Raw genomic sequence first — 21300 nt, 5'->3', positions numbered from 1 at the left:
ACTGCTTAGAGCGCGATGTCCGAGAAGGTGGCCTGCGTCATCGACAGCGCCTCGGTGCCGTACTCGGTGGCGTCGAGGTCCTGCAGGTTCTGGACGATCGCGTCGACGCGCAGCAGCTCGTTGGTGGTGGTCTCGCTCATCAGGTTCTCCTCAGCGGATCGGTTGTTGCTGACGGGGACCACCGTGCCAGCGCACCCATGACATTTCCGTGACAGGCCGCGGAGGGTGCGGCGTGATCACGCGGCGGCTACCGTTGCGCCGATGGAACACACCGCGCTTCCGCAGTGGGAGAGGATCCGGGTGTTGCGCGCCGAGGCGGAATACCGCGCCTACCGCAAGGACCCGCGGGTCGCGTACGGGTTGTGGTGTGTGGTCGGCATCATCGGAGGGCACCGCTTCTACCTCGGCGACACCGGCCGCTCCCTGGCGATGTTGTTCACGCTCGGCGGTTGCGGCCTGTGGGCGCTGCTCGACGTGTTCTTCATCGGCCGCCGGGTTCGTGCGGTGAACCGCTCACGGCGAGCCACCGTCATGGGCCGGTACGGCATCATCGACCAGCTCGACGACGCCCGCCGGTAGCCCGGGAGGCCGGCGGCCGGGCCGGGCGCGGCGGCACGGCAGAGCGATCCGGTACGGCGGGTCACCGCCGGCGGCTACCACCAGTGCGGGATCAGCGGCACCAGGATCTACTGCTGGGGCCACGGCGCCTACGGCATGCTGGGCAGCGCCAGCACCGCCGACCTGACGACACCGGCGCAGGTCGTCTTCCCCCGGCGGGATGGTGGCCGCTGAGGCTCGGCCTGTCCACCCGGCGGGCACCAGGGGTTAACATCCATGGACTTCGATGTTATTCGGTCGAACTCCACCTGGAGGTACTGGATGCCACGAATCGGATGCCGCCTGCTCGCCCTGACCCTCCTCACCGGCCTGGCGATCACCGCGCCCACCCCGGCGGCGGCCGCCGCACCGGCGAAGAAGCTCCTCGTCGTCGGCATGGACGGGCTCAACTGGGACAGCGTCGCCGCCGCGAACGCACCGAACCTCGACGCACTCGCCGCGCAGGGCGTGCTGGGCCGCAGCCTGGTGCAGTGCCCGTCGGTCGCCGACTCCTCCAGCGGCCCCGGCTGGTCCACCATCGCCACCGGCGTGTGGCCCGACCGGCACGGCGTGCACGACAACACCTTCACCGGCAAGCAGTACGGCACCTACCCCGACTTCCTGACCCGCCTCGAGCGGGCGAACCCGGACTACGTCACCTACTCCGCCGTCGACTGGGCCGCGCTGCACGACCAGGGCACGTTCTCGTCCGCGATCGACACCCGGATCACCTTCGACGGCGACGCGGACGGCTACCCCGCACACGACGAGACGATCACCGCGGACGCGGTCGGCCGGCTCGGCAGCGGCGGCCCGGACGCCTCCTTCGTCTACCTCGGCAACACCGACGCGGTGGCGCACGTCTGGGGCACCGGCGCCCGGTACCGGGCCGCGATCGAGCGGCAGGACCAGCAGCTCGGACGGATCCTCGCCGCGGTGCGGTCGCGGCCGACCCACGGCCAGGAGGACTGGCTGATCCTGGTGACCACCGACCACGGTCACCGGCAGCCGCTGGGCGGCCACGGCGGCTGCCGCATCGACGAACGCGGCACCTTCCTGCTCGCGTCCGGCTCCGGGACGGCCGCCGGAAGCCGGCCGATCGACGTTCGCCAGGTGGACGCCGCCGCGTCGGCGCTGGCGCACTTCGACGTCGCCGCACCCATCGACGGAAGGAGCGTCCGCGTGCGCTCCACCGACCCGTTCGACGCCCTGCCCCTGCGTACCCGGGTCGACGAGACCGGTATTCCCGCCACCCTTGCGGGCTGGACACCCGGCGCACCGGCCGGCTGGTCGGTCGACCGCGCCGCGATGCCGGCGGGCGGGGTCACCGAATGGCGCGGCTGGTCGTTCACCACCGACGAGTTCTGGAGCCGCACGCAGGACGGCCAGGAACGGGAGAACGCGCTGCGGACCCGGGGCGTCTTCGCGGTCGCCGACAGCGACGAGTTCGCCGACAGGTCCGGCGGCGCGAGCTACGACTCCACGCTGGTCTCCCCGGCGTACCCGGTCGCCGCGGGCAGCACGGTCCGGCTGACGTACGTGACCCACTACCGGCAGGAGGGCGCGCAGAAGGGCGACGTGCTGGTCTCCTTCGACGGCGGCGCGGATCAGCTCGTGAAGCGGTACGCCGCGGACGCCCGCGCCACCGCCGAATCCCTGCCGGTCGCGGTCCCGGCCGGCGCGACCGCGATGACCGTGAAGTTCCGCTACCACGACGCCGGCAACAACTGGTACTGGGCCATCGACGACCTACGGATCGACTGAGGCGGCCAGCGGGCAGCCCGTGTGAGAGACTGTCGCACCCTTCGATACGTCAGGACATCTCTATGCCCGTCTCCGGTGAGCTGCGGATCACCTACGCGGTCGTGCGGCGCATGACGCTCAGCGCGATGAGCCGGCGCGTGCGCGCCGGCCAGATCTCCCGGGTCCGCCGCCGTTCGGGCATCTGGCTGCTCAGGCGCACCGGCCTGCAGCAGATCCCGCTGCCGTGCGCGGCCTTCAGCCCGGAGGATCAGCGGATCGTCGAGGACTTCCTCGCCGTGCGGTTCCCCGGCGGCCGGGCCCGGGCCGTGGCGTAGCCGGGTGGGCGCCGCCGCGGCGGCGCCCACCCGTCAGTGCCGTCAGCGCGGCTACTGCTGTACCGAGAAGCGGCCGGCCACGCCGCGCAGCTGCGCGGCGGTCGCCCCGAGCTGCTCCACGGAGCTGGCGGTCGCCGCGCTCGCCGCGGCCATCCGCTCGGTGGACTGCACGTTCGCGGTGGCGAAGGCGCCCACCTCGTCCAGGGCGGTGCGCAGCGACGAGGTGCCGCTCGCGATCCGTTCGAACGCGTCGCGGGCGTTCTCCTCCACGATCCGTACGGCGTCACCGCTGGTCCGCTGAATGTCGGCGACCAGTTCCGAGATGGACCGCGCGGAGGTGCCGCTCTCCTCGGCCAGCGCGCGGACCTCGCCGGCCACCACCGCGAAGCCGGAGCCGTGCGCGCCGGCCCGTGCGGCCTCGATGGACGCGTTGAGCGCGAGCAGGTTGGTCTGCCCCGCGATGCGGGTGATCACCTCGACGATGCCGCCGATCTCGGTGGACTTGCTGTCCAGCGCCCGCATCACCTCGGCGAGCTGCCGCACGGTGTCCATGCCGCCGGTCACCAGTTCGCCGGTCTGCTCGGCCGCGTGCCGGGCCTCGCTGACCAGGGTCACCTGCCGGCCGGCGTTGTCGACCACCTCGCCGGTGGCCCCCCGAACGCCTTCGGACACCTCGGTGAGGCCCTCGGACGCCTCGTCCAGGGCTCCGGCGGCCCGGTGCACCTGAGTGATCGAGTCGTTCAGGTTGGCCACCATCGCCTCGAACGCCTGCCCGAGCCGGTCCTGCTCCGACTTCGGCCGGGCGTCGACCGCCAGCTGGCCCTCGGCCATCCGCTGCGACAGGTCCGCCATCGCGGTCAGGTACTCCACCATCCGGTCGAAGGCCGCCGCCACCTGCGCGATCTCGTCGTCCGCCGCGGTATTCACCCGCTGCTCCAGGTCACCGCGCGCGATGCCCTCGGCCGCCTCGGTCAGCGAGGCCAGGCCGCCGGCGATCCGCCGCGACACGGTGATCCTGACCAGGAACGAGGTGCAGACGGCGATCGCGAGCAGCACGCCGAGCAGGCTGAACGCGATGATCGCGGACTGCGTCGCGGCGTCGCCGTCCGAGGCGGCGTTCGCGGCGTTCGTGGCCCGCCACTTCTTCAGGTCGTCCTTGAGCGCGGTCCACTGATCGCCGCCCTCGCCCTCGTCGAAGCTGGCGCGGGCGCCCGCCAGGTCGCCCTTGTCGGCCAGGTCGACCTCACCGGCGGTGGCCTTCACGTACGCGTCCCAGTTCGCCTCGTACGAGGCCACCGCGGCAAGGTCGGCGGCGCCGACAGGCAGCTTGCGGTAGTCCGCGAACAGACCCCGCATCTCCGCGTCCTCCTCCTGCATCGCGGCCCGGGTCTCGAGGAGCTCCTCGTCCCCGGCGGGCAGCGCGATGTACTCCCACTGCTCCTTGCGGTACTTGTTCATCAGCGCATCGATGCGCCCGACGATCTGCGCGCCGGGCACGGAGGCCTCGGCGAGCGAGCCGACCCGTTCGGTCGCCTGCCACAGGCTCACCGCGGAGACCACCACGGGCAGCACGAGCAGCGTCACCACCACGGTGAAGCCGAGCCGGAGCGAGCGGTTGATCGTGTGGCGGTTCAGCTGGCGGATCAGCACCCGGTGGATCTGAAGCCCGGTCAGTACGCGACTCATGGAATTCCCTCGTCAGCAGTAGGAGCACTCCTCCGATCGGCACCGGGACCGAGTCCTTGACGAGGGTGGGCATTGCCCCGGATCACACTCGATGCAGAACTATCTGGCGAATCACCTCAGACGGGCAGTAACCTGCCGAGTTCAGCCGAGCTGTTCGGCCAGGCCGACGATGATGCCCTCGGGGCCACGGACGTAGCAGAGCCGGTAGCTGTCCTCGTCCGCAGCATCGCGACGTCCTGGCGGACGTCGTCGATCCCGATGACACGTTCCACCCAGCGCCCCTCGACCGGCCCCCTGCCCTCCAGCTCCATGCCGAGTTCGACGAAGAACGAGACGACGGTGTCGAGGTCTTCGACAACGATGAGGACGTTGTCCATCCGCTGGATCGTCATGCCGGTCTCCTCGATCGTGTACGGCCACGGCGGCCGCGCCCACCCGCTGAGCGGAGCCGCCGGCCCGTTCTCGACATCGCCAGTCGACTACAAGTAGTGTCGATGAAACCTCAATGCGTAAGGGCTCTGCGCAAGGCATACGCTCATGGAGGGCATATTGTCAGACGAGGTCTCCACCGGGCAGGAAGCCGTACTCGCTGAATTCAATGCCCTCCGGGCGGAGATCATCGCCCGGCAGAACAGTGCGCAGGGACTTCTCTCGATACAGCTGACGGCAGCGGGAGCGCTCTTCAGCCTGGCGCTGTCGGGCTCCGGTCGGGCGGCAGTCCTGCTGATCCTCCCGCTGCTGACCTACATGCTCGCCGGGCGCCACGTCTCGCACAGCTACGCCTGCCTCAGCATCGCCACGTACATCCGAACGGAGCTGAGCGGCCGGATACCGGGCGGACTGGGCTGGGAGGAGTGGCTCCGAACCCATCGCGCCAAGCCGAGGCGGTACCGCGTCCTCAATCCGCTCTTCATCTCCTTCCCCGGGATCAGCATTCTGGCGATAGTGGGCTCGATGCCGTACCTGGCCGCCATGCATTTCTCGTTCACCGCGGTGATGCTCTGGGCGGCCTGGCTTGCGGACCTGGCGCTCGCCGGATCGGCGGCGCACCTCGTGTGGAGGATCCGAAGCGACTCCTTCCTCTGGATCGGGCCCACGCTCGGTTCGCCGGACGGGTGACGACCCGACCCGGTCATTGCGCTCAACTGGCGCCGGCGCCGGCCGATACCTAAACCAGAAGCCAGCGTCGACACCGTGGAGGCCAGCCATGTGGGGCATCCGAGCCAGTCGGCGGCTGAGCGCAGAGACCTCCGCGACGTGGGTCGCCGGCCTTCCCCGCGTGGGCCTCGGCTCCGTCGTCGGCCGCGAGAGCATCGTGCAGTCCCCGTCGCACGTGCGCCCCGGCGACCTGATCATCTCCGGCGCGGACCGCTACCGGGTCGCCAGCGTCGACCCGCCCGTGCGTGACGTCATCCAGGTGCACCTGGCACACGGCGAGCGACGCCGCAGCCTCTACCTGCAGGCCTCCACCCCGGTCCGGATCGTGCGCGCCCGGCGGCGCCGCCAGAAGGCACCGAACCCGGCGCGCTGAACACCCTCAACACTTTGCCCTTGCGCTAAGTATTCCGGCCGCGCATACTTAGCCGAATGGCACAGTATTCGGCGCAGCTCGACGGCCTGTTCGTCGCCCTCGCCGACCCGACCCGGCGCGGCGTCATCCGGCGCCTCGGCCGCGGTCCGATGAGCGTCGGCGACCTCGCCGGCGAGTTTCCGATGACCCTCCCCTCATTCATGAAGCACGTACGGACGCTCGAGGCCAACGGCCTGATCCGCACGGTCAAGTCCGGCCGCGTGCGCACCTGCATCCTCAACCGCGAGCGCCTCGCCCTCGTCGATGACTGGCTGGCGGAGCAGCGGCGGGTCTGGGAAGAACGCACGGATCGCCTCGAGAGCCTCCTCACCGACCCGAAGGAGAACCCATCATGAATTCCGAGCTGGACCTGGCCCTGGAGCGGATCATCCGCGCACCCCGCTCCGCCGTGTGGGGCGCGTGGACCGACCCGTCGCGCTTCGAGAAGTGGTGGATCCCGGCGCCGGCCCTGTGCCGGGTCGACCGCCTGGACGTACGGCCGGGCGGCGCCCTCGTGACCAGCCTCAGCGAGGACGGGGCGGAGTTCGTCCCGCACCTGGACGCGAGCTTCCTCGTCGTCGACGAGCTCGAACGGATCGTGTTCACGAACGCGATCAACAGCGACTGGCGCCCCGCGATGCCCGATCCCGTCTCCATGACCGCCGAGATCACGCTCTCCGACCACCCGGACGGCACGGAATACCGGGTCCTCGTCCGCCATGGCGATCCCGCCGCTCGCGAGCGTCACGAGAAACTCGGCTTCAGCGAGGGCTGGGGCGCGGTCACCGACCAGCTTGCCGCAGTCGCCGCCCACCAGTAGGCGCGATCCCGTCCATGTTCGACGGAGCGGCGACTCGGGCCTCGTAGGCCGAGGCCGGCAGGACCCCCATGATCACGTCGATCACGAATGTCGGCAATCACGCTTCGGCCGCATCGCGGGCGGCAGATGATGTCGGGGTGGGCAGATCTGCGGGTCATCGCGGTGGGCGCCACCGGCTCGCGCTCTTCGGATGCGTCGCGGTGATCGCGATCGTCGCGGTAGCGGGTGCGGTCGCCGCGGTCCGCTCCCGCGGCGACCGTGCGGATCGCGCCCCGCCCGCATCAGGGCGGGCGGCGGCCTCCGCATCGGCCGAGGCCGGGCGATCCTGGGCCCCGGCCGCCCGGCGGGTGTCGGGGTTGCAGGTGCCGGCGACCGCCGGCGACGGGCTCTTTGCGTTGCACACCGCGGGCGGTGACGTCACGTTCCTGCCGGGGGTGAACCTCGGCAGCACCACGCCCGGGCATCAGCCCGGCGAGCTGTCCATCGACTCCGGGCAGTATCGGCGGTGGTTCGGCGAGATGGCCGCCCTCGGCATCCGGGCGGTGCGGATCTACACCATCCATCCGCCGGCCTTCTACCAGGAGCTGGCCGAATACAACCGGACCCATTCAAGCCGGCCGCTCTACCTGATGCAGGGCGTCTACCTGCCGGACGAGTCGTACGTGCGGACACACGACCTGTACGGCGACGGCGTCACCAACGCCTTCCGCGACGAACTGCGTGACGCCGCCGACGCCGCCGCCGGCCGGCTCGACCGCGCCCCGCGACCCGGACATGCCAGCGGAAGCTGGGATGCCGACGTCAACCCGTGGATCGCCGGCTGGATCATCGGCGTCGAGTTCGACCCGGCGGCCGTCGCGGGCTCCGACCGCGGGAATGCGGGCGCGCCGGACGTCAAGGGCCGCTACTTCCGCAGCTCGCCGGACGCCACGGCAACCGAGCGATGGCTGGCCGCCCGCATGGACGAACTGGCCGGCTATCAGGCGGGCCGCGGGTACAGCCAGCCGATCGCGTTCGTGAACTGGCCCACCACGGACCCGCTGCGCCACCCCGAGGAGCCGTCGAGCACCGAGGACCTGCTCCAGCTGGACGCCAACCACGTCCGTCCGACCGCTGCCTGGCCGGCCGGAACATTCGCCAGCTACCACGCGTACCCGTACTACCCCGACTTCCAGCGCCACGAGCCGGGACTGCAGCGCGGCGATCCCTACGCCCGCTACCTGGCCGAACTGAAGAAGCATCACGGCGACATGCCGACCATGATCACCGAGTTCGGCGTGCCGTCGTCGATCGGCTCGGCACACAGTGCGCCGCTCGGCCGGTCCCAGGGCGGGCACACCGAGGCCGAGGCGACCCGCATCGACGCCGGACTGCTCCACGTGATCAAGGACCAGGGCCTGGCCGGAGCGTTCCTGTTCGCCTGGATGGACGAGTGGTTCAAGTACACCTGGAACACCGTCAGACACCAGGTCCCGGAGCGGCGACAGCTGTGGCACGACCCGCTCACCAACGAGCAGCACTTCGGGCTGCTGGCGATGGACGCCGCCGGGCCGCCCGACGCGGTACCCACCGCGCTGCTCGACGGACGGGTCGAGGCCCGGACCGACGAGTCCTCTCTGAGCCTCACCGTGCACCGCCCACCGGCCACGATGACCCTGGGCTTCGATGTGCTGCCCGGCATCACCGGGAGCCCGCCACCCGGCTCCGGCTCGCGGACCGCCGACGCCGCGTTCGTGCTCAACCCGGCCGCACGTACCGGGCAGGCCTACCTGCGCGCCCAACTCGACCCGGTTCCCCTCGACGACCCGAAGTCCGAGGCCAGGCGGGGCCCGGCACCGAACGGCTGGCGCCGGGTCGAACTCCTGCTCAACCATGCCCGGGTCGTGCCCGGCACCGGCCGTCGGCTGCCCGCCGAGATCCAGAACGCCGGCGACCTGCGCTACGGCGAGCTTTGGCGACACGACGGCGAGAGCCTCACCATCCGCGTGCCCTGGGCCATGCTCGGCTTCGCCGACCCATCCGCCCACCGCGTCGGCATCCCCGACGGCACCACCCTGACCACCCAGGTCAGCCCCGGCATCGGCGTGACGCTCTCAGCGGCCGGCACCGACCACCAGGCCGGCACCGTGGGATGGACCGACTGGAACCGGCCGTACTACAACGAACGCCTGAAGACCGGCACCGAGGCCGTCCGCCAGGCCTACCTCGCCGTCGCACAACCAGGCTGAATCCATCGGCGGGCCGACTACGACTTTTGGCCGAGGCGGCCGTAGATGATCTCTGTCCGCAGCCGGATGCCCCTAACCGGTCGCAGCGGCGAGGCTGCTGCGCATCATGGGGAATCGACGAAGTTTTCTGCGAGGCACGCTGCTGACGGCCGCCGGGCTGGGTGTCGGCGCCGTTGGCGCCGACCGCATACCGCACTGGTGTGGATGGGACCGGCCGCCGCTCGCCGGTGGCTACGCCTCCGCGGCCGACCAGCTCACCGAGCTGCGCCAACCGGAGGTGACGGTGCGCTACTACGTGCAGACCGACGAACCGGTGGTGGCCTTCACCTTCGACGACGGTCCCGGGCCGCGGTGGACGCCGATGGTGCTCGACGCCCTGGACGAGGCGCGGATCCCGGCCACGTTCTTCGTGATGGGGCGCAACCTCGAGACCCACGCCGACCTGGTGCGCCGGAGGCTGGGCGCACACGAGATCGGCAACCACTCCTGGTCCCACCCCGACCTGGCCACCCTGGACCTGGCCGCGACGACCGACGAGCTGAGCCGTACCCATGAGGTGATCACGCGCGTGACGGGCCGGCCGCCGACGCTGATGCGGCCGCCGTACGGCCACCTGGGCGGTTCCACGCTGCTGGCCGCCGATTCGATGGGCTACGACATCGTGCTCTGGTCGGACCAGATGCGCGAGCGGCGGTACCAGCACGACCCCGCCGCCCAGGTACGCGCGATCGTCGACTCCGTCCGCCCCGGGTCGATCATCCTCGCCCACGACGTGGGTGACGAGCGCCGCCTGGTCGCGCTGCGCGGTCTCGCGGAGATGTTCGACGGCCTGAAGAAGCGGGGCTTCCGCTTCGCCACGGTCAGCGAACTGACCGCCCTCGGCCCTGCTCAGAAAGCGGCCGGTTCCCAGAACAGAAGCCGGCGGTGATGACCGAAACCGTTGCGCAGGTAAAGGTCGACCGCACGGCGAGCACCGCCGCGGCCCGAGCGTGGGCTGATCGGCCAGGGCCACCGGTCCGCGATTGGATACTTTCTTGATCGATATCCCGCAGTGAGGATGGACGGGTGAGCGACTATCGACTGAGCGAAGACCCGGCCGACCTCGACCTGGACCGGATCGCGGTGTGGATCAGCACCGATGCCTACTGGGCCAAGGGCCGCACGCGCGAGGTGGTGGAGCGTTCGTTCGCCAATTCGGCCCCAGTGGGCCTGTACGCCCCCGACGGCCGGCAGGTCGCGGTGGCGCGCATCGTGTCCGATCTCGCGACCTTCGCCTGGCTCTGCGATGTCTACGTCGACCCCGGCCACCGTGGCCGCGGCCTCGGCACCATCCTCGCCAACTGGAGCGTCGAGTGGGCCGAGCGCCACGGCATCAAGCGCGTGATACTGGCGACGGTAGACGCGCACGGGGTGTACGCGAAGGCCGGGTTCACGCCGATCGGGCACCCCGAGCGCTGGATGGAGATCGATACGCGGCCACCGTTCGGCTAAGGCGTGTTTCATGGTCTTGCGGCCGCCCGGAATCCGGTCCAGCGCAGGTCGCCCGTCAGGTGGCTCAGGTCGTTGAACATCACCAGGGTCGGCGGCAGGCCGGCCCGGTATTCGATCACGGTGAGTCCCGTGTTGGCGCTGTCGAGGCCGAGCCACCGGACGTACGGGGCCTCCAGTGCGTCCCGCACCAGCCACGCGATCGGGTACGCGTGCGTGACCAGCACCTCGTGCGAGTCGGGCCCGGTGCGTTCGGGAGTCTTGGCGAACCGGGCCACCAGGGCCTCCGCGGTCCGCTTGCCCGCCGCTGCCTCGCCGGAGTCGAAGCCGTCGAAGAAGCCGGCCCAGGCTCGGGGCATCTCGTCCGCGTCCGGCACGTAGGGCACGTGGTCGATGAGCTCGGCGGCCTCGGCCACCGGCACGTCCGGCAGGTGTCTGGCGAGTTCGCGCGCGCTCGCGGCGGCGCGCGGCAGCATCGAGTGCCACACCGCGTCGACCGGTAACCCGGCGAGCCGGCGGCCGAGCAGACCGGCCTGTTCGTATCCCGCGTCGGTGAGCTCTCCGAAGGCGTCCGCCGCGCCGTGTCTCGCCAGATAGAGGTATCGCGTGGCCACGGGAGAAACCTAGCCGCGGGGGATCTCGAGCGTCGACAGCAGATCCTCGTGAAGCTCCATCCACACGGCGTGGCACGACGCGACACCGACCCCGGTCACCCACTGCCCCTCCCCCGCGCGGGCGCGGGCCAGGGCGGCGCCGAACCGTTCGTCGTAGCCGCCGAACCGGGTCAGCACGCCGGCGAGCGCGCCGTTCAGCCGGACCAGCTCGCCGCCGATCGAGGTGAGCTCGTCCAGGACCCGGCCGTCCCACTGCGGGTCGCTGTGGTCGTTGGATGCCAGCCGGGCGCCGGCGGTGGGCCGCAGCTGCCAGTCGGTGCACGCCTTCACTAACCGGCCGTTCAGGATCTCGAACTCCTTGTGTGCCTGCTCGACGGCGGACCGGGCACCGGCCCGGTCGAGCTCCTCCCGCAGCCTGCGGGTGTCCTCGTCGCGGCCGCGCTCGGTGAGCGTCCACCCGCCGGTGCCCCCGAACTCGGCGTGGGTCACCCACCCATAGGCCTCGAAGTCCTGCAGCAGCTCGGAGGCGGTGTCCTGGTCGATGCCGGCGCGCCGGGAGACTGCCGCGTCGCCCGCCATCCCGGTCACCCGCACGGCGTGCAGTACAGCGAGATCCGGCGGTGAGGCGTGCGTCATGACAGCGAGCATTCAGGGTCGTGCCCGGGCCGTCAACGCGACATTCCGAGCCCGATAGGGTGCGGGGAGCCGAGGGGAGACGCCGTTGCTCATCGACCTGACCGACGCCGAACCCGCGACTTCGGGCGGCAAGGCCGCCGTGCTCGCCCGGCTCCTCGAGGCGGGACTGCCGGTACCACCCGGTTTCGTGGTGCCGGCCGCCGCGTACGAGCAGGCGGACGACGGCCCCTCCGCCGAGCTGGTCGAGGAGATCGCCCAGGCCCTGGTGCGGCTCGGTGACGGGTACGTCGCCGTGCGCTCGTCGGCCTCCGGTGAGGACACCGTCGACGCCACCGCCGCGGGGCAGCACGACACGTTCCTCGGCGTACGCGGTGCCGATCAGGTGGCCGGCGCCGTACGCGGTTGCTGGGCGTCGCTGTGGTCCGAGCGCGCCGTGGAGTACCGGCGCCGGCGGGGAGACACCGGGTCACCGACGATCGCCGTGCTGGTGCAGCGCCTGGTGGACGCCGACGTCGCCGGCGTGATGTTCACCGGCGACGACCTCCGGCTGGAGGCGTCCTGGGGTTTGGGCGAGAGCGTCGTCGGCGGCCGCGTCACCCCGGACTCCTGGGTGGTTTCCGGTGGCGAGATCACCCACCGGGCGCTCGGCGCGAAGAAGACCCGGATCGACCGCGCCGCCACCAGCGAGGTGGAACCGGCCGACCGGGATCGGTTCTGTCTCGCCGACGACGAGGTCACCCGGCTCGCGCGGCTGGGTCGGGAGATCTCCGAGCTGCTGGGCGGCCCGCAGGACATCGAGTGGGCGATCGCCGGCTCCCGGATCTGGATCCTCCAGGCCCGCCCGGTGACCAGCGCCCTGCCCGCCGCGCGGGCCGCCGCCGGCGAGGAGAGCGCGGCCCTCGCCGGTACGCCGGCAAGCCCGGGCACCGCCACGGGACCCGCGCACGTGGTGCGCGGCCCCGCCGACTTCGCCCGCGTCCGGCCCGGCGACGTACTCGTGTGCCGCACCACGGATCCGGCCTGGACCCCGCTGTTCGGCGTGGTCGCCGCGGTCGTCACCGAGACCGGCGGCCTGCTCTCGCACGCCGCGATCGTGGCTCGCGAGCAGGGCCTCCCGGCCGTTGTGGCGGTACCGGACGCGACGACGGCCCTGCCCGACGGCGCGACGGTCGAGGTGGACGGTAGCGCCGGCAGGGTCGCGGTCCTCGGTTCGGGCGCTCGGTCATAGACCGTAGGTCTTGTGGTAGAGGAGCAGTCGGCAGCTTCGTGGCGGAGCTGAACGGCACCCCCGAGGGCTCCGGCATCACCGAGGCGGTGCTGCGGCTCAGCCAGGTCCTGCACCTGACCACGGTCGCCGAGGGCATCGAGACCACCGAGCAGGCGGCGGAGCTGCAGACGCTGGGGTGCGGCATCGGCCAGGGGTACCTGTTCGCCAAGCCGCTGCCCGCGGCGGAGCTGATCGAATTCGCCGGGACCCGCGTCGGTTGAACGGCGAAAGCCGCCCGGTGTGACACCGGGCGGCTTCGTCGCGGCTGTGGCTCAGCCGAACATCTGGGTGTAGTACGGCGTGCCGTTGCCGGCGTAGGCCACGCCGACGGCGAACGTCTTGGCCTTGCAGTCGACGATGTTCGCCCGGTGTCCGGGGCTGCCCATCCAGCCCTTCATCGTCTCGGAGGCGGTGCGGTAGCCGTAGGCCACGTTCTCGCTCTTCGGGTGAGCGAAGCCGGCACGCACACCGCGCTGGATGAAGGTGGAACCACCCGAGCCCACGTGGCTCATCTTCCCGGTACGGGCCTGGTACGCGCTGTGTCCGCGGGCGGCACGCAGCAGCCGCGAGTCGACCCGGATCGCCTTGCAGCCGGCCCGCACGCGGGTGTTGTTCGTGTAGGTCACCAGCTGCGACTGCAGCGTGGAGGTGGCGACCGGGGCGGCCTGTGCGGGCGCGGCGGTCACGGTCGTGGCGACCAGCGAGGCACCGAAACCGGCCAGCATGACGCCGACCGAAGTAACGACCTTGCGCACCGTCTTGCGACCCACAGCGAATCTCCCCCGTTTCGGCCCGGCCCCCGTTGGCCGGTCACATGAAAGAGATTCGCGGTCGTTCGGTGCGCGCTCCGTTCCCAGGCGGTTGCCTACCGGTTGCACGTCGTACCTTCGGCCAGGCGACGCCGACCAAGGGCCCTACCGCACCCACCCGAGCGGCCAAAGGGTCACGGCACGAGCCGCCCGGCTGTGGCGCAGGGCGGCTCGTGGTGCAGGTGTCCGGTCGTGGGTCAGGCGAGGGGTCCGCGCGGCGTCGCGCCGGCCCGGTAGCGCTGCACGGGCAGCCCGGCCACGCCCCAGTTGGCCAGGGGGACCTCGTCGATGACGACGTGGGTGGTCGCCGGATCCTTGTCCAGGACCCGTTGCAGCAGCTCGGTGACGCCGTGGATCAGCGCCGCCTTCTGGGTGTCGGTGACGTCCTCGTCGGTCACCCGGATGTTCACGTAGGGCATGGTGCGGGCTCCTCGGTATCCGCCAGGTCGAAGTGGAAGACCTTGCTGATGATCTGCCAGCGGCCGTCGATCAGGACCAGGGCGAGCAGGTCGGTGAACCGCTTGGGACCGATGGCGCAGGTGACGACCGCGCTGGCCGTGACCGGACCGGCAAGTTGGATGGAGACCACGGCGTCGCGCCTGGCCTCGCCGCGGGCGGCCGGGGCGGGACGGGCGTCGACGACCGGAAGGTAGGCGTCCATGGTCAACCGGGTGAGAGTCCCGCCGCTGGCGCTCGCGTACGTCGCCTGCGGGTGGAAGGCCCGGGCGAGCCGGGCGGTGTCGCTGTGATGGAGCCCGTCGAAGTAAAGCCGGAGGACTGATTCGATCGCCTCGCGGGTGCCGGCGTCGGGCTCGCTGAGCGGCCCGCTCATGCCATAGCCTCAGCGGCCGCGGGTAGATCCGCGTCCCCGGTGCTCGGGCGCCAGCCCCGCGCGATCCGGGCCACCCGCTCGCCGAGGTACGCCGCGGTGCGCCGGTCCGAAGGCGAGGGGCCCGCCTCCGGACCGAGGTCGGCGGGCGACTGGGCCATCGCGCCCAGGAAGGACGCCAGCCGGTTGAGGTCCTCCGGCGAGCCGGTGCTGCTGTGGTTGCCGGGCAGCAGCCCGAGCCCCACCCAGACCATCCCGTGCTGCATGGCGAACAGCGCGAGGTGCTGCAACGCGGCCAGCTTGTCGCCGTTGATTCCCGCGGAGTTGGTGAACCCGGCGGCCAGCTTGTCCTTCCAGCCCTGCTCGGCCCACCGGCCGGCGGTGGCGTCCAGGAAGGCCTTGAACGGCGCGGAGACGCCGGCCATGTACGTGGGCGCGCCGAAGATGATCGCGTCGGCGCGGTCCAGCACCTCCCACGGGTACGGGCTGTCGTCGACGGCGATCAGGTCGACCTGCACACCGGGTACGGACCGCGCGCCGTCCCGGACCGCCTCCGCCTGCACCCGCGTGTGGCCGTATCCGCTGTGGTAAATGATCGCAAGACGCGTCACGTCTGCCCCTATCTCGTCTGCCGCCCGGGCCTGATCGCCCGAGCCGCATTAGACGCTAGGAGCCCGCCAAGCATTCGTCCAAGACGGAGTTTCGATGGCAACACTAAGCTCAGGTTATGGATGTCGACCTGCGTGACCTCGAACTGCTGGAGGCCCTCGACCGCGGCGTCACGCTCACCGCGGCCGCCCAGCAGCTTTACCTCAGCCAACCCGCGTTGAGCCAGCGGTTGATCCGGCTGGAGGAACGCCTCGGAACCCCGCTGTTCGAACGGCGCGGCCGCCGCCTGGTCGCCAACCGCGCGGGCAGGCGCATGGTCCAGGCGGCACACACCACGTTGGCGGAGTTGCGGGCGGCTACCCACGACGTCCGGCGGACCGGTCAGGGGCGCCCCGCACCGGTCCGGCTCACCTCGCAGTGCGCCGGCACGTACCAATGGCTACCGCCGGTGCTGCGCGACTTCCGGGCCCGCATGCCCGGCGTCGAGGTCCTGATCGAACATCTGCCCGACACGGAGGTGATTCCCGCGCTGCTGCGCGGCGACCTCGACCTCGCCCTCGTCACGAAACTCGACGCGGAGATGACCCAGCTCCGCCTGCGCCACCTCTTCGACGACGAACTGGTGGCCGTCGTGGCCGAGGACCACGCCTGGGCGGCGCGCACGCTCGTACGGGGCGAGGACTTCGCCGGCGTCCACCTCGTCCTCGTCGACGCGTACGACCCGCGCCGGGTGCCCGCGGTCGCGCTGCCGATCCCGCCCGGGGCCCACCCGGGCCGGCTCACCACGGCACCGGTCACCACGGACCTGCTCATCGAGTCGGTCGTCACCGGCGACGCGGTCACCGTGCTGCCGCTCTGGACCGTGGCCCCGTACCTGACGAGCCACGGCATCGTCGCGATACCCATCGACGGCCCGAGCCAGAGGCGGACCTGGTATTGCGCCACCCGGCACGCGGAACAGTCCGAAGGGGTGGAGGCCTTCGCCGAGGTGCTGGTCGAGACCCTCACCGCCACCGGCCCCCGAACCTGACCGCGGGACAGAACATGCGGGACGCATCGTTGTTTCCTGGCCCGAGCCGTCGCGCGTGTCCGGGTGAATCCCGCGGCCGCTTCTTCTCCCCATCGATGAACCGGCGTAGCTTCGGGAAACGAGATGGCGGAATACACGCGGAACTGGGGAGAGAATGCATAAGATCATCAGCCGTTCCCGACGTTCGGCCACCGCCTTGATCCTGGCTGCAGCCTGTTTAGCCGCAGGAACGATCAACGCACCGGCGGCTTCGGCCGCCGAGACCCAGTCGTGCGACACCCGCAAATGGGATCCGTTTTTCATGAACAAGAAAGACGCCGGCGCCAAGACCTCAAATGGCTACTCCGCCCTCAAGGGCGTCAAGATGTGCCTGTCCACATCGTCGTTCAGCGTCGAATTCCAGATCGAGGACGACAAGACCCGAGGATGGCACTGGCTCGATCTGGTCATGTTCATCGACGACGCCGGAGCCATCTGCCACTACGAGAACCTCAGGAAGAGGTCGAAGGCGGGGATCGCCTTCAAGACCACGAGGACCTGCTCGTGGACCGGCGGCCCGTACCAGGGCGAGCACACCATCTCCTGGTACTGGCGCGGCGACCTGAAGGACGACGGCAAGGGCGAGCTCGTACTGCCGGGCAAGGGCTCCCGCCCCAGCACCCTGCTGCGCGTCTGAGCCCTCGCGGGTCGGCGGACGTCAGTCGAAGTCGAACACGCTGTGCTTGTCGTAGAAATGAAGCACGTAACGGCAACGGACACAGATCATCAGAATCATCCGATGGCTGGTCAATCCCCACCGGCTGTCCTGGCGCGATTCTTCCTGCTGGAACTCCGTGCCACGGCACAGCGGGCACGCGAGATGAGGTGCTGTCACGACGATCATGGTATCGACGGCGCGCAACACGCCGAGCGACGAAGGATCGAAGGGGCCGCGGCACGGTTTCTCCGCAGCAGGTCGATGATCTTCGCGCTCAGCTCCGGCATGCCGCGTGGCGCGGCGGCCAGAGCAGGCTGGCCCTGGCGATACTGATCGTCGTGTACGAGAACATCCATGTCTCGGAGTCCCAGCGTCTCATCCTCCCGGTGATCCTGAAATGGGAGGAGGTCGATCCGGCCCGGCACGCCTTCGACCCGCTGGCCGCGCCGGCGGTGATCCGCGGTCTGCCGGCCGCCGCGGACGTGCCGGCCCGCCTCCGGGGCAGGCCCAGGGACCCCCGGGTCATCGAATGGAGCTACCACGTCGGACGGGTATGGGCCGACGAGATGAGCGCGGCCCTCGTCGGCCACTACGGCCGCTGGGCGTGCGGCTGGCGATGGTCGACGGGAGAGGGCGACTACGACGGGGGTCCGGGCACGACCTGGTGCTGCCCGCGCGACTCGATGTCGACTCCGGAGGCCACGCTGGAAGTGGTGACCGCGGCGCTGATCGACTGGCGGTCCTGGCTGGAAGACCTGAGTGAACGCTTCGGCCGGTTCCTGCCGATCCCGCCGGACGCCCCCGATGACGTGCTCCTCGACATCTGGGAACGAGCGGTGGCTCACCTGGTGACCGCGGTCGCCGACCGGACCGGGGGCGAAAGCGGCTGGTACGCCCATTGCCGCCAGGTCCTCGGCTGGTTCCTCTCCGCGGCGGGGATCCCCTCCGAACGGCACGAGAGGCTTCTCGAGGACGCCATCGGCGGCCGGTTCGACAGTTGGGCCGAGCCGGAACGGTTTGTGGTCACCGAGGTGGCCGAGCGGCTGGCCGAGGCGATGGTGCGACGTCCCGGTGCCTGACGACCTGCTCGACTGGTGGCGGGTGCGCCGGCAGGTGGCCTGGGCCACGGCCGCTAACCCGGTCGCCGGCCCGGTCGGCGGTCATCGAGACGGGTTCCTCGACTACGTGGAGACGACGGTGGCGGCGCGCGACGCCACGCGGGCCGCCCGGCTCCGGGCCGCGTTACACCAGGTGAGCGCCGCCGCGGCAGCCCGGGAGCGACTCGATTTCGACCTGCTCGCGCGCTGGCAGGCGCCGGTGCTGGGGGTACCCGAGGTCGGCTTCCGTACGGGCGCCGCATACGCCAAGGGCGGCCGGGAACGGTACGGCCTCGAGCCCGGCACCCGGCGCCGATTCGAGGCGTGCCTAGCCGAGGCGACCGATCCGCTGGTGCCGCTGCCGTCCCGCGCCGCCCGGGTGTATCTCGACGTGGCGTTCGTCCACCCGTTCCCGGACGGTAACGCCCGCGCGGCTCTGCTCTGCCTGTACTTCGTGCTGCGTCGCGACCGGGTGACGATCGACCTGGCCGCGCCGGTGCTCACCGTCGTCCGCCGAACCGGCGACCTACCCGGCACGCTGGACATGATCCGCCTGATGGAGGTCCTGATCGCCGCCACCCGGCGCCGCGCCGCGGCGAAGCCACCCGACAGGAACTGCTCGCTCCGGTAAACCGTTCACTTGGGCGGTTCGGTGCCCGCCTGCTCGCTGACGAGGTACGCCGCGTACCAGTCCGGCCAGTTCTCGTCGACCTCGCCGGTGCGCTGCTCGTGCTCACCGTGCGCGGCCGCCGCGCGGCGCAACCCGCTCGCCAGGTCGGTCAGCGACGCGTACGTCGTCTCCCCGGAGTCGGTCCGGCCCGGCAGCCGCGCGGTGACCTCCTGCAACACCCAGCCGTTGCCGTCGGGATCGCTGAACCGGGCGAGCGAGTTGTAGGTGGCCCGGTCGGGCGCCGGCCCGTCGGCGCGGCCCTCCGGCGTCCGGTGGAATATCTCGCCGACCTTGACGCCCTTCTCTGTCAGCTCGTCGCGCGCCTGCTCGATGTCGGCGACGATCAGATACAGGTTCTGCGCCGATCCCGGTGGGGTCTCCGCGGTTCCCGGAGCGAAGTGGATGGAGCAGGCGGAGCCCGGCGGTGTGAATTGAATCGCGCGGGCACCACCGAGGACGAAGTCCGCATCGAGCCGCCACCCGAGGCCGGCGTAGAACGCCTTCGCCCGATCGAGATCAGCGACCGGGAGAGTGACCACCTCGAGCTTCAGCTCGACGCTGTCACGGTTGTCCGTCGTCGTCATCGCGGCCTCCTCGGAGTGGCTCCGGGGACAACGGTGTCACCGCCCGCGTCCCGGTAGCCAGAGTCTGTGGCAGCGGCAAATCCGCACATCGTGCGACAACATGCGCCCTTTTCACAATCCCTTCACACGACCAGACCCGGTGACCATGAACGAAGGCCAGCGGCTACGGGGATCCACGACGTCCAGCGCCCGTTTTCGGGCGTTCGCGTCCCGTGGGCCGCCCTGGTTTAGTGGGATGGACAGGTGTTTGTACATCGGCGCCAGTGCCCCTTTGGAGGCAGCATGGGAACGATTACCACCACCGACGGCACGGAGATCTTCTACAAGGACTGGGGATCCGGCCAGCCGATCGTCTTCAGCCACGGGTGGCCGTTGTCGTCGGACGACTGGGACGCCCAAATGATGTTCTTCCTGCAGCACGGCTACCGGGTCATCGCGCACGACCGGCGCGGGCACGGCCGCTCCACGCAGACCGGCAACGGTCACGACATGAATCACTACGCGGGCGACCTGGCGGCGCTCACCGCCCACCTCGACCTGCACGACGCCGTACACGTAGGACACTCGACCGGGGGCGGCGAGGTCGTTCGCTACCTCGCCCGGCACGGACAGGGCCGGGTCGCCAAGGCGGCTCTGATCAGCGCGGTGCCACCGATCATGGTGCAGACCGAGGCCAACCCCGGCGGCCTGCCGAAGAAGGTGTTCGACGACATCCAGGCCCAGGTTGCCGGTCACCGGTCCGAGTTCTACCGCGACCTGCCGGCGACCGCCTTCTACGGTTTCAACCGGCCGGGCGTGGAGCCCGTCGAGGCGATCATCCAGAACTGGTGGCGGCAGGGCATGATGGGTGGCGCGAAGGCACACTACGACGGCGTCGTCGCGTTCTCGCAGACCGACTTCACCGAGGACCTCAGGAAGATCACGGTCCCGGTCCTGGTCATGCACGGCGACGACGACCAGGTGGTGCCGTACGCGGACTCCGCACCGCTGTCGGCCGGACTGGTGCAGAACGGCACGCTCAAGACCTACCCGGGCTTCCCGCACGGCATGCCCACCACCCACGCCGAGATCATCAACGCGGATCTGCTGGCTTTCCTGCAATCCTGATCCGACCGCGGTACCCGGGCGTGGCCCCGCCCGACCATCCGGTCGAGGACCACGCCCGAGCCCCGCCACACGCCGGACCTGGTCGGGCACGCCGTCAGATTTCAGCCTTGGGCCGGCGCGAGGTGGCGGCTGTGACCTCCGGCCCGCGCCGGTGACGCGTCAGGGCACGAGGATGTTGACGCGTCAGGGCACGAGAATGTTGCGGTAGATGCGGTTGTCGGTTCCCCGGGCGAACAGCTGCAGCGTGGCGCCGAAGACATCGGCACCCGGGCCGGAAGGTGTGGCTCCACCGCCTGGGACCTGTGCCCAGCCACTCCAGGCACCACCGCTGAGGACGTTGCGGTAGATGGCGTTGTCGGTACCGCGGACGACGAGGTTGAGCCCACCGTTGAACACCGTGGCCGCGGGACCTGAGGGCGTGGCCCCGCCACCGGGAACCTGCGCCCAACCACTCCAGGCACCACCGCTGAGAACATTCCGGTAGATCGCATTGTCCGTACCGCGGACGACAAGGTTGAGCCCACCGTTGAACACCGCAGCCGCGGGAGCCGACGGAGTGGCCCCGCCACCCGGAACCTGCGCCCAACCACTCCAGACACCACCGCTGAGAACATTCCGGTAGATCGCATTGTCCGTACCACGGACGACAAGGTTCAGCGCACCGTTGAACACCGCGGCCGCGGGAGCCGACGGAGTGGCCCCACCACCCGGAACCTGCGCCCAACCACTCCAGACACCACCGCTGAGAACATTCCGGTAGATCGCATTGTCCGTACCACGGACAACGAGGTTCAGCGCACCGTTGAACACCGCGGCCGCGGGAGCCGACGGAGTGGCCCCACCACCCGGAACCTGCGCCCAACCACTCCAGACACCACCGCTGA

General features: G+C 70.6%; 30 protein-coding genes. 18 read left to right on the top strand and 12 right to left on the bottom strand.

Translation table 11 applies throughout. From position 1 onward, the window contains the following. Nucleotides 1-5 precede the first annotated feature (5 nt). Nucleotides 6-140: a hypothetical protein gene (locus AB0B58_RS11690; RefSeq protein WP_360221546.1), complete on the bottom strand. Its 135-nt coding sequence runs from the start codon at nt 138-140 to the stop codon at nt 6-8. Nucleotides 141-261: 121 nt separating this feature from the next. On the opposite strand from AB0B58_RS11690, the gene AB0B58_RS11685 reads away from it, so the two are divergent. From AB0B58_RS11685 to AB0B58_RS11670, 4 genes are all read left to right on the top strand, one after another. Then, nucleotides 262-579 carry a TM2 domain-containing protein gene (locus AB0B58_RS11685; RefSeq protein ID WP_360221543.1) on the top strand — a complete coding sequence of 106 codons (318 nt, stop codon included), beginning with the start codon at nt 262-264 and terminating at the stop codon, nt 577-579. Between the two features lie 90 nt (nt 580-669). After that, entirely contained in the window at nt 670-792 is a 123-nt protein-coding gene (locus AB0B58_RS11680) for a hypothetical protein (RefSeq protein ID WP_360221821.1), read from the top strand. Nucleotides 793-879: 87 nt separating this feature from the next. Beyond that, on the top strand, nt 880-2361 hold the full coding sequence (locus tag AB0B58_RS11675; protein WP_360221540.1) for an alkaline phosphatase family protein: 1482 nt from the start codon (nt 880-882) through the stop codon (nt 2359-2361). Nucleotides 2362-2423: 62 nt separating this feature from the next. Further along, nucleotides 2424-2675: a YcxB family protein gene (locus AB0B58_RS11670; RefSeq protein WP_360221537.1), complete on the top strand. Its 252-nt coding sequence runs from the start codon at nt 2424-2426 to the stop codon at nt 2673-2675. 51 nt (nt 2676-2726) lie between these two features. Here AB0B58_RS11670 and AB0B58_RS11665 read toward each other — a convergent pair whose 3' ends face one another. Both AB0B58_RS11665 and AB0B58_RS11660 read right to left on the bottom strand, forming a co-directional pair. Next, complete coding sequence (locus tag AB0B58_RS11665; RefSeq protein WP_360221534.1) at nt 2727-4361, bottom strand: methyl-accepting chemotaxis protein; 1635 nt, start codon at nt 4359-4361, stop codon at nt 2727-2729. A gap of 116 nt (nt 4362-4477) precedes the next feature. Next, nucleotides 4478-4753 carry a hypothetical protein gene (locus tag AB0B58_RS11660; RefSeq protein WP_360221531.1) on the bottom strand — a complete coding sequence of 92 codons (276 nt, stop codon included), beginning with the start codon at nt 4751-4753 and terminating at the stop codon, nt 4478-4480. Nucleotides 4754-4910: 157 nt separating this feature from the next. On the opposite strand from AB0B58_RS11660, the gene AB0B58_RS11655 reads away from it, so the two are divergent. The 7 genes from AB0B58_RS11655 to AB0B58_RS11625 all read left to right on the top strand — a co-directional run bounded on the left by AB0B58_RS11655 (nt 4911) and on the right by AB0B58_RS11625 (nt 10470). Next, complete coding sequence (locus AB0B58_RS11655; RefSeq protein ID WP_360221528.1) at nt 4911-5480, top strand: hypothetical protein; 570 nt, start codon at nt 4911-4913, stop codon at nt 5478-5480. Between the two features lie 88 nt (nt 5481-5568). After that, nucleotides 5569-5892 (top strand): hypothetical protein, encoded by a 324-nt coding sequence (locus AB0B58_RS11650; RefSeq protein WP_360221525.1) that lies wholly within the window; start codon nt 5569-5571, stop codon nt 5890-5892. 56 nt (nt 5893-5948) lie between these two features. Continuing rightward, complete coding sequence (locus AB0B58_RS11645) at nt 5949-6287, top strand: metalloregulator ArsR/SmtB family transcription factor (protein ID WP_360221522.1); 339 nt, start codon at nt 5949-5951, stop codon at nt 6285-6287. After that, a complete protein-coding gene (locus tag AB0B58_RS11640) occupies nt 6284-6751 on the top strand; it encodes an SRPBCC domain-containing protein (protein ID WP_360221519.1) in 468 nt (155 codons plus the stop codon). The genes AB0B58_RS11645 and AB0B58_RS11640 overlap by 4 nt, the downstream gene beginning before the upstream one ends. Nucleotides 6752-6888: 137 nt before the next feature. Then, a complete protein-coding gene (locus AB0B58_RS11635; protein WP_360221516.1) occupies nt 6889-8979 on the top strand; it encodes a hypothetical protein in 2091 nt (696 codons plus the stop codon). Between the two features lie 106 nt (nt 8980-9085). Then, a complete protein-coding gene (locus AB0B58_RS11630) occupies nt 9086-9907 on the top strand; it encodes a polysaccharide deacetylase family protein (RefSeq protein WP_360221513.1) in 822 nt (273 codons plus the stop codon). Between the two features lie 137 nt (nt 9908-10044). Continuing rightward, nucleotides 10045-10470: a GNAT family N-acetyltransferase gene (locus AB0B58_RS11625; protein WP_360221510.1), complete on the top strand. Its 426-nt coding sequence runs from the start codon at nt 10045-10047 to the stop codon at nt 10468-10470. A gap of 8 nt (nt 10471-10478) precedes the next feature. Here the strand turns inward: AB0B58_RS11625 and AB0B58_RS11620 are convergent, their stop codons facing one another. Next, a complete protein-coding gene (locus AB0B58_RS11620) occupies nt 10479-11081 on the bottom strand; it encodes a histidine phosphatase family protein (protein ID WP_360221507.1) in 603 nt (200 codons plus the stop codon). 9 nt (nt 11082-11090) lie between these two features. Then, the gene (locus AB0B58_RS11615) at nt 11091-11717 is read right to left on the bottom strand and encodes a transcriptional regulator (protein WP_360221504.1); all 627 of its coding nucleotides are present in this window, start codon (nt 11715-11717) and stop codon (nt 11091-11093) included. Nucleotides 11718-11802: 85 nt separating this feature from the next. On the opposite strand from AB0B58_RS11615, the gene AB0B58_RS11610 reads away from it, so the two are divergent. Then, complete coding sequence (locus AB0B58_RS11610) at nt 11803-12945, top strand: PEP/pyruvate-binding domain-containing protein (RefSeq protein ID WP_360221501.1); 1143 nt, start codon at nt 11803-11805, stop codon at nt 12943-12945. A 38-nt stretch (nt 12946-12983) separates the two neighbouring features. Further along, the gene (locus tag AB0B58_RS11605; RefSeq protein ID WP_360221498.1) at nt 12984-13205 is read left to right on the top strand and encodes an EAL domain-containing protein; all 222 of its coding nucleotides are present in this window, start codon (nt 12984-12986) and stop codon (nt 13203-13205) included. Between the two features lie 51 nt (nt 13206-13256). Here the strand turns inward: AB0B58_RS11605 and AB0B58_RS11600 are convergent, their stop codons facing one another. From AB0B58_RS11600 to AB0B58_RS11585, 4 genes are all read right to left on the bottom strand, one after another. Next, nucleotides 13257-13754, bottom strand: coding sequence for a CAP domain-containing protein (locus AB0B58_RS11600; protein WP_360221495.1), 498 nt, complete (start codon nt 13752-13754; stop codon nt 13257-13259). Between the two features lie 236 nt (nt 13755-13990). Then, on the bottom strand, nt 13991-14212 hold the full coding sequence (locus AB0B58_RS11595; protein ID WP_360221492.1) for a 4-oxalocrotonate tautomerase family protein: 222 nt from the start codon (nt 14210-14212) through the stop codon (nt 13991-13993). Further along, a complete protein-coding gene (locus tag AB0B58_RS11590; protein ID WP_360221489.1) occupies nt 14200-14625 on the bottom strand; it encodes a nuclear transport factor 2 family protein in 426 nt (141 codons plus the stop codon). The genes AB0B58_RS11595 and AB0B58_RS11590 overlap by 13 nt, the downstream gene beginning before the upstream one ends. Beyond that, the gene (locus AB0B58_RS11585; protein WP_360221486.1) at nt 14622-15233 is read right to left on the bottom strand and encodes a flavodoxin family protein; all 612 of its coding nucleotides are present in this window, start codon (nt 15231-15233) and stop codon (nt 14622-14624) included. Before AB0B58_RS11585 ends, AB0B58_RS11590 begins: the two co-directional genes overlap by 4 nt. 116 nt (nt 15234-15349) lie before the next feature. Between AB0B58_RS11585 and AB0B58_RS11580 the strand changes: the two genes are divergently transcribed. Next, nucleotides 15350-16261, top strand: coding sequence for a LysR family transcriptional regulator (locus AB0B58_RS11580; protein ID WP_360221483.1), 912 nt, complete (start codon nt 15350-15352; stop codon nt 16259-16261). A 154-nt stretch (nt 16262-16415) separates the two neighbouring features. Further along, nucleotides 16416-16937 carry a hypothetical protein gene (locus AB0B58_RS11575; protein ID WP_360221480.1) on the top strand — a complete coding sequence of 174 codons (522 nt, stop codon included), beginning with the start codon at nt 16416-16418 and terminating at the stop codon, nt 16935-16937. A 21-nt stretch (nt 16938-16958) separates the two neighbouring features. Here the strand turns inward: AB0B58_RS11575 and AB0B58_RS11570 are convergent, their stop codons facing one another. Further along, nucleotides 16959-17165: a hypothetical protein gene (locus AB0B58_RS11570; RefSeq protein WP_360221477.1), complete on the bottom strand. Its 207-nt coding sequence runs from the start codon at nt 17163-17165 to the stop codon at nt 16959-16961. 131 nt (nt 17166-17296) lie between these two features. On the opposite strand from AB0B58_RS11570, the gene AB0B58_RS11565 reads away from it, so the two are divergent. Then, a complete protein-coding gene (locus AB0B58_RS11565; RefSeq protein ID WP_360221474.1) occupies nt 17297-18037 on the top strand; it encodes a hypothetical protein in 741 nt (246 codons plus the stop codon). Continuing rightward, nucleotides 18030-18686 (top strand): Fic family protein, encoded by a 657-nt coding sequence (locus AB0B58_RS11560; RefSeq protein WP_360221470.1) that lies wholly within the window; start codon nt 18030-18032, stop codon nt 18684-18686. Before AB0B58_RS11565 ends, AB0B58_RS11560 begins: the two co-directional genes overlap by 8 nt. A gap of 5 nt (nt 18687-18691) precedes the next feature. Here the strand turns inward: AB0B58_RS11560 and AB0B58_RS11555 are convergent, their stop codons facing one another. After that, the gene (locus AB0B58_RS11555) at nt 18692-19309 is read right to left on the bottom strand and encodes a VOC family protein (protein WP_360221467.1); all 618 of its coding nucleotides are present in this window, start codon (nt 19307-19309) and stop codon (nt 18692-18694) included. 282 nt (nt 19310-19591) lie between these two features. Between AB0B58_RS11555 and AB0B58_RS11550 the strand changes: the two genes are divergently transcribed. Then, nucleotides 19592-20416, top strand: coding sequence for an alpha/beta hydrolase (locus tag AB0B58_RS11550; RefSeq protein WP_360221464.1), 825 nt, complete (start codon nt 19592-19594; stop codon nt 20414-20416). A gap of 183 nt (nt 20417-20599) precedes the next feature. Here AB0B58_RS11550 and AB0B58_RS11545 read toward each other — a convergent pair. Further along, on the bottom strand, nt 20600-21300 hold a 701-nt coding region (locus tag AB0B58_RS11545), incomplete at its 5' end, for a hypothetical protein (RefSeq protein ID WP_360221461.1).

The sequence above is a fragment of the Actinoplanes sp. NPDC049118 genome (assembly GCF_040648555.1).
Classification (GTDB): Bacteria; Actinomycetota; Actinomycetes; order Mycobacteriales; family Micromonosporaceae; genus Actinoplanes.
Note: the sequence above shows the minus strand (reverse complement) of the source record. Positions and strands in the feature narration are given on the sequence as shown.

Excerpts from the sequence above, each read along its gene's own strand:
- AB0B58_RS11580 (WP_360221483.1), top strand. The coding sequence starts at position 15,350 with ATGGATGTCGACCTGCGTGACCTCGAACTGCTGGAGGCCCTCGACCGC.
- AB0B58_RS11675 (WP_360221540.1), top strand. The coding sequence starts at position 880 with ATGCCACGAATCGGATGCCGCCTGCTCGCCCTGACCCTCCTCACCGGC.
- AB0B58_RS11595 (WP_360221492.1), bottom strand. The coding sequence starts at position 14,212 with ATGCCCTACGTGAACATCCGGGTGACCGACGAGGACGTCACCGACACC.
- AB0B58_RS11640 (WP_360221519.1), top strand. The coding sequence starts at position 6,284 with ATGAATTCCGAGCTGGACCTGGCCCTGGAGCGGATCATCCGCGCACCC.
- AB0B58_RS11665 (WP_360221534.1), bottom strand. The coding sequence starts at position 4,361 with ATGAGTCGCGTACTGACCGGGCTTCAGATCCACCGGGTGCTGATCCGC.
- AB0B58_RS11575 (WP_360221480.1), top strand. The coding sequence starts at position 16,416 with ATGCATAAGATCATCAGCCGTTCCCGACGTTCGGCCACCGCCTTGATC.
- AB0B58_RS11550 (WP_360221464.1), top strand. The coding sequence starts at position 19,592 with ATGGGAACGATTACCACCACCGACGGCACGGAGATCTTCTACAAGGAC.
- AB0B58_RS11645 (WP_360221522.1), top strand. The coding sequence starts at position 5,949 with ATGGCACAGTATTCGGCGCAGCTCGACGGCCTGTTCGTCGCCCTCGCC.
- AB0B58_RS11590 (WP_360221489.1), bottom strand. The coding sequence starts at position 14,625 with ATGAGCGGGCCGCTCAGCGAGCCCGACGCCGGCACCCGCGAGGCGATC.
- AB0B58_RS11615 (WP_360221504.1), bottom strand. The coding sequence starts at position 11,717 with ATGACGCACGCCTCACCGCCGGATCTCGCTGTACTGCACGCCGTGCGG.
- AB0B58_RS11650 (WP_360221525.1), top strand. The coding sequence starts at position 5,569 with ATGTGGGGCATCCGAGCCAGTCGGCGGCTGAGCGCAGAGACCTCCGCG.
- AB0B58_RS11555 (WP_360221467.1), bottom strand. The coding sequence starts at position 19,309 with ATGACGACGACGGACAACCGTGACAGCGTCGAGCTGAAGCTCGAGGTG.
- AB0B58_RS11685 (WP_360221543.1), top strand. The coding sequence starts at position 262 with ATGGAACACACCGCGCTTCCGCAGTGGGAGAGGATCCGGGTGTTGCGC.
- AB0B58_RS11630 (WP_360221513.1), top strand. The coding sequence starts at position 9,086 with ATGGGGAATCGACGAAGTTTTCTGCGAGGCACGCTGCTGACGGCCGCC.
- AB0B58_RS11670 (WP_360221537.1), top strand. The coding sequence starts at position 2,424 with ATGCCCGTCTCCGGTGAGCTGCGGATCACCTACGCGGTCGTGCGGCGC.
- AB0B58_RS11690 (WP_360221546.1), bottom strand. The coding sequence starts at position 140 with ATGAGCGAGACCACCACCAACGAGCTGCTGCGCGTCGACGCGATCGTC.
- AB0B58_RS11660 (WP_360221531.1), bottom strand. The coding sequence starts at position 4,753 with ATGACGATCCAGCGGATGGACAACGTCCTCATCGTTGTCGAAGACCTC.